14 protein-coding genes are annotated in these 12,233 nt (G+C 68.5%); 1 reads left to right on the forward strand and 13 read right to left on the reverse strand.

Translation table 11 applies throughout. The features are described 5' to 3' along the window. Positions 1-27: 27 nt before the first annotated feature. Positions 28-327 (reverse strand): STAS domain-containing protein, encoded by a 300-nt coding sequence (locus tag AB0M29_RS12650; protein WP_365382217.1) that lies wholly within the window; start codon positions 325-327, stop codon positions 28-30. A 162-nt stretch (positions 328-489) separates the two neighbouring features. Then, entirely contained in the window at positions 490-1,338 is an 849-nt protein-coding gene (locus AB0M29_RS12655; RefSeq protein WP_365382218.1) for a 3-hydroxyacyl-CoA dehydrogenase family protein, read from the reverse strand. Positions 1,339-1,473: 135 nt separating this feature from the next. Between AB0M29_RS12655 and AB0M29_RS12660 the strand changes: the two genes are divergently transcribed. Continuing rightward, positions 1,474-2,046: a cob(I)yrinic acid a,c-diamide adenosyltransferase gene (locus AB0M29_RS12660; RefSeq protein WP_365382219.1), complete on the forward strand. Its 573-nt coding sequence runs from the start codon at positions 1,474-1,476 to the stop codon at positions 2,044-2,046. Positions 2,047-2,232: 186 nt separating this feature from the next. Here the strand turns inward: AB0M29_RS12660 and AB0M29_RS12665 are convergent, their stop codons facing one another. From AB0M29_RS12665 to AB0M29_RS12715, 11 genes are all read right to left on the reverse strand, one after another. Beyond that, positions 2,233-2,679, reverse strand: coding sequence for a DUF2550 domain-containing protein (locus tag AB0M29_RS12665; protein ID WP_365382220.1), 447 nt, complete (start codon positions 2,677-2,679; stop codon positions 2,233-2,235). Positions 2,680-2,803: 124 nt separating this feature from the next. Continuing rightward, complete coding sequence (locus AB0M29_RS12670; protein ID WP_365382221.1) at positions 2,804-3,178, reverse strand: F0F1 ATP synthase subunit epsilon; 375 nt, start codon at positions 3,176-3,178, stop codon at positions 2,804-2,806. A 139-nt stretch (positions 3,179-3,317) separates the two neighbouring features. Continuing rightward, positions 3,318-4,760: a F0F1 ATP synthase subunit beta gene (gene atpD, locus AB0M29_RS12675; protein ID WP_365382222.1), complete on the reverse strand. Its 1,443-nt coding sequence runs from the start codon at positions 4,758-4,760 to the stop codon at positions 3,318-3,320. Between the two features lie 5 nt (positions 4,761-4,765). Beyond that, positions 4,766-5,686, reverse strand: coding sequence for a F0F1 ATP synthase subunit gamma (locus tag AB0M29_RS12680; RefSeq protein WP_365382223.1), 921 nt, complete (start codon positions 5,684-5,686; stop codon positions 4,766-4,768). Between the two features lie 4 nt (positions 5,687-5,690). Continuing rightward, positions 5,691-7,262 (reverse strand): F0F1 ATP synthase subunit alpha, encoded by a 1,572-nt coding sequence (gene atpA, locus AB0M29_RS12685; RefSeq protein ID WP_365382224.1) that lies wholly within the window; start codon positions 7,260-7,262, stop codon positions 5,691-5,693. A gap of 148 nt (positions 7,263-7,410) precedes the next feature. Beyond that, on the reverse strand, positions 7,411-8,226 hold the full coding sequence (locus AB0M29_RS12690) for a F0F1 ATP synthase subunit delta (protein WP_365382225.1): 816 nt from the start codon (positions 8,224-8,226) through the stop codon (positions 7,411-7,413). Further along, complete coding sequence (locus AB0M29_RS12695) at positions 8,223-8,771, reverse strand: F0F1 ATP synthase subunit B (RefSeq protein WP_365382226.1); 549 nt, start codon at positions 8,769-8,771, stop codon at positions 8,223-8,225. Before AB0M29_RS12695 ends, AB0M29_RS12690 begins: the two co-directional genes overlap by 4 nt. A gap of 40 nt (positions 8,772-8,811) precedes the next feature. After that, on the reverse strand, positions 8,812-9,060 hold the full coding sequence (gene atpE, locus AB0M29_RS12700; RefSeq protein ID WP_365382227.1) for an ATP synthase F0 subunit C: 249 nt from the start codon (positions 9,058-9,060) through the stop codon (positions 8,812-8,814). Between the two features lie 86 nt (positions 9,061-9,146). Beyond that, positions 9,147-9,953 carry a F0F1 ATP synthase subunit A gene (atpB, locus tag AB0M29_RS12705; protein WP_365382228.1) on the reverse strand — a complete coding sequence of 269 codons (807 nt, stop codon included), beginning with the start codon at positions 9,951-9,953 and terminating at the stop codon, positions 9,147-9,149. 298 nt (positions 9,954-10,251) lie between these two features. After that, the gene (locus AB0M29_RS12710) at positions 10,252-10,668 is read right to left on the reverse strand and encodes a hypothetical protein (RefSeq protein ID WP_365382229.1); all 417 of its coding nucleotides are present in this window, start codon (positions 10,666-10,668) and stop codon (positions 10,252-10,254) included. Positions 10,669-10,900: 232 nt separating this feature from the next. Beyond that, positions 10,901-12,205, reverse strand: coding sequence for an MraY family glycosyltransferase (locus AB0M29_RS12715; RefSeq protein WP_365382230.1), 1,305 nt, complete (start codon positions 12,203-12,205; stop codon positions 10,901-10,903). Between the last annotated feature and the right edge of the window lie 28 nt (positions 12,206-12,233).

Below are 12,233 nucleotides of genomic sequence, written 5' to 3' on the forward strand. Positions count from 1 at the left end.
GTGCGGGGGCGCCACCCTGCCCTTACGTCACCTTTCGGCCTCGATCGCGAGGATTCGGTGCAGCCGGGTGGCGACCAGCAGCCGCTGCATCTGCGGCGGCACCCCGCGCAGCACGAGCCGCCGGTTGGCCCGGCCCGCCCTGCGGTGCGCCCCCATGATGACTCCGAGACCGGTGGCGTCCCACGAGTCCAGCTCCGTGAGATCGAGCACGAGATCACCGCGGCCCGAGTCGACCGCGGTGTGCAGGGCCGTACGGGCGTCCGCCGCGCTCCGGACGTCGAGGCGGCCCCCGACGACCAGCTCGGCGTGGTCGCCCCTGATGTGCATAGTCGCTCCCCGGGGAGTGCTGCATGTCTGCCGTCGTACGGCACGGTTCATCCGTATGTCTTCACACAACTGACGGCCCGTCGCATGGAGAAGTTGCCGTCTGTGAGCGAACCGATACCGAATTCACTCCTGCGAGTGAAGCCGGTTGGGCCCCTGGCGCCGCTAGTACGTGTAGAAGCCCTTGCCGCTCTTGCGGCCGAGGTCGCCCGCGTCGACCATGCGGCGCATGATCTCCGGCGGCGCGAACTTCTCGTCCTGCGACTCGGTGTAGATGTTGCCGGTGGCGTGCAGCAGGATGTCCACGCCGGTCATGTCGGTGGTGGCGAGCGGGCCCATCGCGTGCCCGAAGCCCAACTTGCAGGCGACGTCGATGTCCTCGGCCGAGGCGACCCCGGACTCGTAGAGCTTGACCGCCTCGACGACCAGCGCCGAGATCAGCCGGGTGGTGACGAAGCCCGCCACGTCGCGGTTGACGACGATGCAGGTCTTGCCGATCTCCTCGGCGAACTCCCGGGCGCGCGCCAGCGTTTCGTCACTGGTCTTGTAGCCGCGGACGAGTTCGCACAGCTGCATCAGCGGCACCGGCGAGAAGAAGTGCGTGCCGACGACGCGTTCGGGGCGCTTGGTGGCCGCCGCGATCTTGGTGATCGGGATCGCCGAGGTGTTGGAGGCCAGGATGGTGTCGTCGCGCACGATCGCGTCGAGGGTGCTGAAGATCTCCTGCTTGACCTCGATCTTCTCGAAGACCGCCTCGACCACCAGGTCCGCGTCGGCGGCGGCCTCCAGGTCGGTGGTGGTGCTGATCCTGGCGAGCGCGGCCTCCGCGTCGTCGGCCGCCATCTTGCCCTTGGCGACGAACTTGTCGTAGGACGCCCGGATCCCGTCCACGCCGCGCGTGAGCGCCGCGTCCGTGACGTCTCGCAGGATCACCTCGTAGCCCGCCTGGGCCGACACCTGCGCGATGCCCGCACCCATCAGTCCGGCTCCCACGACGGCGAGCTTCTTCGCCACGGCACACACCTCTCCATTGGGGTATCTGGCCGGACACTAACGCTCGTTCAGGTGCGGGCGCAGCAAGAAGTAAGCCGCGTCACCGTGTGTCCTTGGTCGCATGACGCGGACCGGACAGGCAATAGGCTCGGCGTCATGGTCAACCTCACCCGTATCTACACCCGCACCGGCGACGACGGCACGACGGCGCTGGGCGACATGAGCCGTACCGCCAAGACCGACTCCAGGATCTCGGCGTACGCCGACGCCAACGAGGCCAACGCGGTCCTCGGAGTGGCGCTCGCGCTCGGCGAGCTGCCCGAGGAGGTCGCGACCGTGCTGGTCCGCGTGCAGAACGACCTGTTCGACGTGGGCGCCGACCTGGCCACACCGGTGGCGCCGGACCCCAAGTACCCGCCGCTGCGCGTCGAACAGGGGTACGTGGACCGACTGGAGGCGGAGTGCGACCGCTTCCTCGCCGACCTGGAGAAGCTGCGCAGTTTCATCCTGCCCGGCGGCACCCCGGGCGCCGCGCTGCTGCACCAGGCGTGCACGGTCGTCCGCCGCGCGGAGCGCTCCACCTGGGCGGCGCTGGAGGAGCACGGCGACACCATGAACCCGCTGACGGCCACCTATCTGAACCGGCTGTCCGACCTGCTCTTCATCCTGGCGAGGACCGCCAACAAGGAGCGCGGCGACGTGCTGTGGGTGCCCGGCGAGAACCGCTGAGACGGCGGGCGCCGAGGGATGTGGTCCAGACCTCTTGACCGGTGGTCCAGACCTTTCTACGCTCAGGGCGCCTCATAGACGCATCCCCCCATACGACCGGGGGCCGACACCGCCGCCCGTCGGCCTCCGGTCCCGCGTCACGCGTGACGTGTCACGCGCTAGGTGTCACGCGTGAGGCGTCACGCCTCACGCCACGTTGACCCGCTGGCCGGGGGGCGCGGCCTCCAGCCAGGCCAGGAAGCCGGTCAGGGCGTCGTCGCTCATCGCCAGTTCCAGGCGTACGTCACGGTGGGAGCAGAGCAGCACGACCGCGTCGGAGAGCAGCGCCAGCTCCTCGTCGCCGTGCGGGGCGCGCCGGCCGAGGACCTCGATGGCGGGGCGTTCCAGCACCCGGCGCGGCCGGGGCGCGTACGAGAAGACACGGAACCACTCGACACGGTCGTTGTTGTAGCGGGCGACCCCGTAGACCCAGCCCTTGCCCCCCGGCTCGGCGCCCTCGGGCGGTGCCGGACGCAGGCTGCAGTCGAAGGTGCCGCCGGGACGCTGGATCAACCGGCGGCGCAGCCCGAAGACGAAGAGACCGAGCAGCAGCGCAGCGACGACCGCGCCACCCACCTCAATGGCGAGGATCATGTCCACCACCTCCTCGCCTGGGAATGGGTGCCGCCCTTGCTGTGCCGGTGCCGCGGACCGCCCCGAGGGGCAGTCCGCGGCACCATGGTCCTTCGGTTACGCCTGGTGTATCAAATTGGTCCGCTCAGTGTGCACCGGTCGCGGCAGCCAGCCGGACCTCGGCGCGGCGCTCGGCGCCCGCGTCGGTCTCGGACTTGGACCGCTCCAGTGCCCGCTCCGCGCGCGCGACGTCGATCTCGTCGGCGAGCTCGGCGATCTCCGCGAGGATCGACAGTTCGTTGCGCGCGAACGAGATGAATCCGCCGTGCACGGCGGCGACCACGGTGCCACCGTCACTGGTGCGGATCGTCACCGGTCCGGACTGCAGCACACCGAGCAGCGGCTGGTGTCCGGCCATGATGCCGATGTCGCCCGACGCGGTACGGGCGATGACCATGGTGGCCTCGCCGGACCAGACGTTACGGTCCGCGGCGACCAGCTCGACGTGAAGATCGGCCAAGACGGCTCCTCGGGTCGGCACCCACCGTCTGCGGAGGATGCGTAAGACAAAGAATAAGGGGTGCGACAGGGGGGCGGGTTCCCCGGGGCTGTGCCCGGGGGAACCTCACCGCCCCTGCCGCGTGCGCAAGGCCCCTGCGTCAGTTGACGCCGAGCTTGGCGGCGTTGGCCTTCAGGTCCTCAAGGCCACCGCACATGAAGAACGCCTGCTCCGGGAAGTGGTCGTACTCACCGTCGGCGATCGCGTTGAACGCCGAGATGGACTCGTCCAGCGACACGTCCGAGCCGTCGACACCGGTGAACTGCTTCGCCGCGTGGGTGTTCTGCGACAGGAAGCGCTCGATACGACGGGCACGGAAGACGGTGAGCTTGTCCTCCTCGCCCAGCTCGTCGATGCCGAGGATGGAGATGATGTCCTGGAGGTCCTTGTACTTCTGCAGGATTCCCTTGACGCGCGAGGCGCAGTCGTAGTGCTCCTGCGTGATGTAGCGCGGGTCCAGGATGCGGGACGTGGAGTCCAGCGGGTCCACCGCGGGGTAGATGCCCTTCTCCGAGATCGGCCGCGAAAGCACGGTCGTCGCGTCGAGGTGGGCGAAGGTGGTCGCCGGGGCGGGGTCGGTCAGGTCGTCCGCGGGGACGTAGATCGCCTGCATCGAGGTGATCGAGTGACCACGGGTCGAGGTGATCCGCTCCTGGAGCAGACCCATCTCGTCCGCCAGGTTCGGCTGGTAACCCACCGCGGAGGGCATCCGGCCGAGCAGCGTGGAGACCTCGGAACCGGCCTGGGTGAAGCGGAAGATGTTGTCGATGAAGAACAGCACGTCCTGCTTCGCCACGTCACGGAAGTACTCCGCCATGGTCAGACCGGCCAGCGCGACCCGGAGACGGGTGCCCGGGGGCTCGTCCATCTGACCGAAGACCAGCGCGGTCTGCGGGAGAACGCCGGACTCGGCCATCTCCGCGATCAGGTCGTTGCCCTCACGGGTGCGCTCGCCGACACCGGCGAACACGGAAACGCCCTCGTGCAGCTTGGCCACACGCATGATCATTTCCTGGATGAGGACGGTCTTGCCGACACCCGCGCCGCCGAACAGACCGATCTTGCCGCCCTTGACGTACGGGGTCAGCAGGTCGACGACCTTCAGGCCGGTCTCGAACATCTCGGTCTTGGACTCGAGCTGGTCGAAGGCCGGGGCCTTGCGGTGGATCGCCCAGCGGTCGGTGACCTCGGACTCGGCCTCCGGCTCGTTGAGGATCTGGCCGAGGGTGTTGAACACGCGGCCCTTGGTGACATCGCCGACGGGCACGGTGATGCCCTTGCCGGTGTCGGTGACCGGGGACTGGCGGACCAGACCGTCGGTGGGCTGCATGGAGATGGCACGGACGATGCCGTCACCGAGGTGCTGCGCGACCTCGAGGGTCAGCGTCTTGGTCTGCCCCTCCTGGGTCGGGTCGGCGACGTCGACGTGCAGCGCGTTGTAGATCTCCGGCATGGCGTCGACGGGGAACTCCACGTCGACGACCGGGCCGATGACCCTGGCCACACGCCCGGTGGCGGTGGTGGTTTCAACAGTGGTGGTCATAGTGGTCAGTCACTCCCCGCGTTCGCGTCGGCCAGGGCGCTGGAGCCGCCGACGATCTCGCTGATTTCCTGGGTGATGTCGGCCTGTCGGGCCGCATTGGCAAGCCGCGTGAGCGACTTGATGAGGTCTTCCGCGTTGTCGGTGGCCGACTTCATCGCCCGGCGGCGGGCCGCGTGCTCGGAGGCGGCGGCCTGCAGCATGGCGTTGTAGATACGGCTCTCGACGTACCGCGGGAGGAGCGCGTCGAGCACGCCCTCCGCGGAAGGCTCGAACTCGAACAGCGGACGCGCCTCGGTCTTGGCCTCGGGCTCCCCGGACTGGTCCGAGGCGTCCAGGGTCAGCGGCAGCAGCCTGCTGTCGACCGGCACCTGCGTCATCATCGACTTGAACTCGGTGAAGACGATGTGCAGCTCGTCCACGCCGCCCTCGGCGGTCTCCCGCTGCACCGCCTCGATGAGCGGGGCAGCGACCTCCTTGGCGTCGCCGTAGCTGGGGCTGTCGCTGAAACCGGTCCACGAACCGGTGACCGCGCGCTCACGGAAGCGGTAGTACGCGACGGACTTGCGGCCGACCAGGTAGCTGTCGACCTCCTTGCCCTCCGCGCGCAGCCGCTCGGTGAGCCGGTCCGCCGCCTTGATCGCGTTGGACGAGTAGCCGCCCGCGAGACCGCGGTCGCTCGTGATGAGCAGGACCGCGGCGCGGGTCGGGTTGTCGGCCTCGGTGGTCAGGGCGTGCTTGGCGTTGGAGCCGGTCGCCACCGCCGTCACCGCACGGGTCAGTTCGTTGGCGTACGGGGAGGACGCTGCCACCTGGCGCTGTGCCTTGACGATGCGCGAGGCGGCGATCATCTCCATCGCCTTGGTGATCTTCTTGGTGGCGGTGATGGTCTTGATCCGGCGCTTGTAAACCCGAATCTGAGCACCCATGCGATCAGCCCTCGACCAGCAGCGCGCCCGAGGACGTCTCGAACTGCTTCTTGAAGGCGGCCACGGCGTCGGTGAGCACCTCGACGGTCTCGTCCGGCAGCTTGCCGGTCTCGACGATCGCGGTGAGCAGCGACTTGTGCTGGCGGTGCAGGTAGTCGAGCAGCTCGCGCTCGAAGCGGCGCACGTCCTCGACGGGTACGTCGTCCAGCTTGCCGGTGGTGCCGGCCCAGATGGAGACGACCTGGTCCTCGATCGCGTACGGCGCGTACTGGCCCTGCTTGAGCAGCTCGACCATGCGCTGGCCGCGCTCGAGCTGCGCCTTGGAGGCCGCGTCCAGGTCGGAACCGAAGGCGGCGAACGCCTCCAGCTCGCGGAACTGGGCGAGGTCCACGCGGAGCCGTCCGGCGACACCCTTCATGGCCTTGATCTGCGCCGAGCCACCGACTCGGGAGACCGAGATACCGACGTTCAGCGCGGGGCGCTGACCGGCGTTGAAGAGGTCCGACTCCAGGAAGCACTGGCCGTCGGTGATGGAGATGACGTTGGTCGGGATGAACGCCGACACGTCGTTCGCCTTGGTCTCGACGATCGGCAGACCCGTCATCGAACCGGCGCCCAGGTCGTCGGAGAGCTTCGCGCAGCGCTCCAGCAGACGGGAGTGCAGGTAGAAGACGTCACCGGGGTACGCCTCGCGGCCCGGCGGGCGGCGCAGCAGCAGGGAGACCGCGCGGTAGGCGTCGGCCTGCTTGCTCAGGTCGTCGAAGACGATCAGGACGTGCTTGCCCTGGTACATCCAGTGCTGGCCGATGGCCGAGCCGGTGTACGGCGCCAGGTACTTGAAGCCGGCCGGGTCGGACGCCGGGGCGGCGACGATGGTCGTGTACTCCAGCGCGCCGGCCTCCTCCAGCGAGGCGCGTACGCCCGCGATGGTGGAGCCCTTCTGGCCGATGGCGACGTAGATGCAGCGGACCTGCTTCTTCGGGTCGCCCGAGCGCCAGTTGTCACGCTGGTTGATGATCGTGTCGATCGCCAGCGCGCTCTTGCCGGTCTGGCGGTCGCCGATGATGAGCTGGCGCTGACCGCGGCCGATCGGGGTCATCGCGTCGACGGCCTTCAGGCCGGTCTGCATCGGCTCGTGCACCGACTTGCGCTGCATGACCGTGGGGGCCTGCAGCTCAAGGGCGCGGCGGCCGTCGGTCTCGATCTCGCCGAGGCCGTCGATCGGCTGGCCGAGCGGGTCGACGACCCGGCCCAGGTAGCCCTCGCCGACCGCGACGGAGAGCACCTCACCGGTGCGCTGCACCGGCTGGCCCTCCTCGATGCCGCTGAACTCGCCGAGGATGATCGCACCGATCTCGCGCTCCTCAAGGTTGAGGGCGAGACCCAGGGTGCCGTCCTCGAACCTCAGCAGCTCGTTCGCCATGGCCGAGGGCAGGCCCTCGACCTTCGCGATGCCGTCTCCGGCAACGCTGACCGTGCCGACCTCCTCGCGCGAGGCGGCGTCCGGCTTGTACGACTGGACAAAGGTCTCCAGCGCGTCCCGGATCTCCTCCGGCCGGATCGTAAGCTCCGCCATCTGGGTTCCCTGCTCTCCTTGTTGGGCCCGAAGTCTTCTTGGGGGTCTGGGGCTGTGGCCCGTTGCAGCTCCCGCTGCGGGCCCCCAGGTCACTCGTCGGCCCAACTCGGGCCGTCAGTGCTTGTTGAGTTGGTGGTTGCTGACGCCGTCAGCCGGCCATCCGCCGTGCCGCCTCGTCGAGACGGTCCGCGATCGAGCCGTTGATGACCTCGTCGCCGACGCGTACCCGGACACCGCCGAGGATGGCGGGGTCCACGTCCAGGTTGAGGTGCACACGACGACCGTAGATCTTGGCCAGCGCAGCGCCGAGGCGCTCCTTCTGCTGGTCACTGAGCGGAGTCGCCGACACCACTTCCGCGACCATGCGGTCGCGGCGCGCGGCGGCCAGCTTGGACAGGGACTCGATCCCGTTCTCCAGGCTACGTCCTCGCGGCGCGGTGACCAGCCGGGTGACCAGCCGTTCCGTGACCGGATTGGCGCGCCCGCCGAGCAGCGTGTGCAGCAGTCCGGCCTTGGCCTCGCCGCTGGCGACGCGGTCCCTGAGCGCGGCGCGCAGCTCGCTGCTGCTCTCCGCGATCCGGCCGAAGCGGAACAGCTCGTCCTCGACGTCGTCCAGACCGCCGTCGCGCTGGGCGGCGATCAGGTCGGCGCTGTCGGCCAGCTCCTCCAGGGCGTCCACCAGGTCGCGCGACTGCGACCAGCGGGACCGGACCATGCCGGTGATCAGGTCGAGGCTGTCGCCGCCGAGCTGGCTGCCGAGCAGTCCCGTCACCAGTCCGGCCTTGGCCTCGCCGGTCTTCGCCGGGTCGGTCACGGCCCGTCGCAGCGTGCCCTCGCGGTCGAGGAGCGCCGTGACGGAGGCCAGCTCCGCGCCGAGCTTCACCGCGTCGACCGACGTGTTGTCGGTCAGCGCGTCGAGTCGCTCACGGGCTGCGGCCAGTGCTTCGCGGCTTGCGCCGTTCACCGGGCCGCCTCGGCGGTCGCGGCGGACTCGTCGAGGCCGTCGAGGAAGCGGTCGATGGTGCGGCTCTGCCGGGCGTTGTCCTCGAGGGACTCGCCGACGAGCTTGCCCGCCAGGTCGGTGGCGATGCGGCCGACCTCCTGGCGCAGGGTGACCGTCACCTGACGGCGGTCGGCCTCGATCTGCGCGTGACCGGCGGCGATGATGGCCTCGCGCTGACGCTGGCCCTCCTCGCGCATCTCCTTGATGATCACCGCACCCTGCTCGCGGGCCTGCTCGGTGATCCGGGCGGCCTCGTGACGCGCCTCGGCGAGCTGGGCCTTGTACTCCTCAAGCGTCCGGGTGGCTTCGGCCTGAGCTTCCGCCGCCCTCTCCAGGCCACCCTCGATGGCGTCGTGCCGCTCCTCCAGGGTCTTCTGGATGTTCGGCAGGAGCTTCTTTCCGAGGAAGCCGAAGACGATGAAGAAGCAGAGCAGGCCGACAATCAGTTCCGCGGTGTCGGGGATGAGCGGGTTCTGCGCCCCCTCCTCCGCAAGGAAGAGCATCATGTCTGAACCTTTCTTCGAGTGTGGCTACCGGCCGTGCTGGTCAGGCCTTGAAGATGAACGGCACGACCAGGCCGAGGAGCGCGAGCACCTCACAAAGGGCGAAGCCGAGGAACATGTTGGTGCGGATGATCGGCATGGCTTCGGGCTGACGCGCCATGGCCTCGATGGAGTGGCCGAAGACCAGACCGATACCCACGCCGGGGCCGATGGCGGCGAGACCGTAGGCAATGGCGCCAAGACGGCCCGCAACGGTGGTGGTGGCGGCGAGGTTAACGAGCTCGGCAGACATTTCCCTGTCTTCCTGTGTGATGCGGTCCGTTGGGGGGTCCCAGCGGAAGCCTGATGGGGGAGGTGTACGGGTGGGGCGGCGGCGGGTCAGTGACCCTCTTCCAGCGCTCCCTGGATGTAGATCGAGGCGAGCAGCGTGAAGATGTACGCCTGGAGGAACTGGACCAGCACTTCCAGGGTGGTCATGGCGATCGTCAGCACGAAGGATCCGCCGGCCACCGCGCTGAGGAACGACGGGGTCAGCAGGTACCAGCTCGCGATGCTGAACATGACGATCAGCAGGTGCCCGGCGAACATGTTCGCCCAGAGCCGCACCGCGAGGGTGAAGGGGCGCAGGATCACGTTCGAGAAGAACTCGAGAACGACGATCAGCGGCACCAGCGGCTTGGGCAGACCGTCGATCCAGGTCAGGTTCTTCATGCCGCCGCGGAAACCGTGCGTCTTGAACGTGAGGTACATGTACGTGATGTAGACCAGCGCGGCGAGTCCGACCGGGTACGCGAAGCGCGAGGTGGCCGGGAACTGCGCGAGCGGGATGACCGACATCACGTTCATGATCCACACGAAGAAGAAGATCGACGTGAGGAAGGGGACGAACTTGTCGCCCTTCTTGCCGATCACCTCGCGGGCGATGCTGCGGGCCACGAACGTGTAGCCGATCTCACCGACGAGCTGCAGCTTGGTGGGGACGAGCTTGGGCTTGCTGAACGCCGCCCAGAAGAAGCCCACCACCAGCAGCATGCAGATGAGCGCCAGCAACATCGGCTTGGTGAAGTCGAAACTGCCGATGCTGAAGATCGGCTTGAAGTCGAACGAGTTGAGGCCCGGAGCGGGGAATGCGCAGTCGTGCTGGATGTGGCATCCAGCCTCAGCGAGCAGCGTGTGGGCACTCACCCGTGACTCCTTCGTCGTGACGCATAAGTAACGGCAACCTTGTGTGTCAGCGCGGCTGGTGGGGCCGCTGGTCGGCACTGCGGACGAGGCGTGGCGAAGTCACCACTGTCCGCTGGGAGCCCGCATCGAAGACCGGGAACCCGTGCTCCGTGCCGCGTCCGCGGCCCTGGATCCGAGTACACCGATGGGCGCGGGGGCAGCACCTTCCTCATACACGAGGGGCCTCCACGTCCAGATGCGATTCCGGACGATAGCAGATGGAATTGCTGCCTCTTTACCCGCCCCTTGGCAGCGCACATCATTCGGCCGGAGGGACGGAGGGAACCGGGTCCACGTACAGCATCCGCGCGGTGAGGCTCTGCTTGACCTGCCCGCCGACCCACGACAGCGCGGTCACCAGCAGGGTGAGACCGAACGCACGGGCGTTGAAGGCGGTGGTGTTGTTGAACGCGACGATGAACACGCCGATCATCAGGATCTGCACCGCGTAGACCAGCATCCCGGCGGCCATGGCCACTTGGGGCTTGTCCTCGGTGATGCGCATCAGCGCGTAGGACCCGAGACCGAAGAAGACCGCCACCACGGCTACGGCCACCAGGCCACCGATCAGGCCCTTTTCGCCTGCGACGAGGGCACTGACAACGGTTGCGACAACTCCTACGGGGGCGGCGACGATCGCGGCACCCCTGAGGATTCGGGCGTCGTTGGGCTGCATAGGGACGGCTCCTCCGGCGGGAGTTGGGGCAAAGCGGATGTCGTCGGAGACGAGCGTAGTCAGAGACCGAGGGTGTGACCTCGCGCCGGAAGACCGCTCTCCTTGGTCTTTCGGCGTTTCCTCTGTCTTCGTGAACGGTATCACAAAGTATTTGATGCGGCCTTTACCATGCGAGTGTGCTGCCTGTCACACGAGTGTGCAGACGACACGCCGTCCGGTTTGCAGGAGTTCGTCAGCGGCGGCTGTCGACGGGACGGCGTTCGGGCAGTCGCGCACGGTCGCCGATCGCCGTCGATCCGTGCAGCGCGGGCCGGTCCGCGGAACGCATCTCCCGCTCGGCCGCGGCAGCGGCGGCGGCCAGCCGACGGCGGCGGCGCCGGTACCGCGGCGGCACGAACGACTCGGCCCAGCGCGGCGCCCGCGGCCGGAACCGCGGCAGCAGCAGCACGACGAGGCCGAGCGCGCTGAGCGAGACGATCACCAGCACGATCCACAGGCTGGAGGAGTTGACGGAGAACGCGACGGCGGCGAAGGCGAACAGCGCCGACCAGAAGTACATGATCAGCACCGCCCGGCTGTGCGAGTGCCCGATCTCCAGCAGCCGGTGGTGCAGATGGCCGCGGTCGGCGGCGAACGGCGACTGTCCCTTCCAGGTCCTGCGGACCACGGCGAGCACCAGGTCGGCGGCGGGGAGGGCGATCATGGTCAGCGGCAGCAGCAGCGGCATGTAGACCGGCACCATGAAGTGCACGGTCTCGCGGGTGGATCCGGTGAAGTCGGTGATCGCGTCCGGGTCGACCTGCCCGGTGATGGAGATCGCGGACGAGGCGAGCACCAGGCCGATGAGCATCGAGCCCGAGTCGCCCATGAAGATCCGCGCCGGGTGCAGGTTGTGCGGCAGGAAGCCCAGGCACATCCCGATGAGGATCGCGCTGAACAGCGTGGCGGGTGCGGCCGCTTCGACGCCGTAGCCGTACCACATGCGGTAGGCGTACATGAAGAACGCGATGGCCGCGATGCAGACCACACCGGCGGCGAGGCCGTCCAGGCCGTCCACGAAGTTGACCGCGTTGATGGTGATGACGACCAGCGCGACGGTCAGCAGCGTCGACTGGATCGGGGTGAGGGCGACCGGGCCGACGCCGGGCACCGGCAGCCACAAGATGGTGAGGCCCTGCATGACCATCACGCCCGCGGCGATCATCTGCACGCCGAGCTTGACCAGCGCGTCGACGCCCCACTTGTCGTCCAGTACGCCGAGCAGCCAGATCAGGCCGGCGCCGGACAGCAGCGCCCGGGGCTCGTTGGACTGCGAGAAGACGTCCCCGATGTTGCTCAGGTGCGCGGCGACCAGCAGGCCCGCGCACAGTCCGCCGAACATGGCGATACCGCCGAGCCGCGGAGTCGGCTCGCGGTGCACGTCGCGGTCCCGGATCGGCGGCATGGCCCCCGCGGCGATGGCGAACTTCCGCACCGGGCCGGTCAGCAGGTACGTGACGGCAGCGGCGACGCACAGGGTCAGCAGATACTCGCGCACGAGCGGCCTCCGACACATTCGGGGGCGT

It is taken from the genome of Streptomyces sp. NPDC051976, from assembly GCF_040680795.1.
Taxonomy (GTDB): domain Bacteria; phylum Actinomycetota; class Actinomycetes; order Streptomycetales; family Streptomycetaceae; genus Actinacidiphila.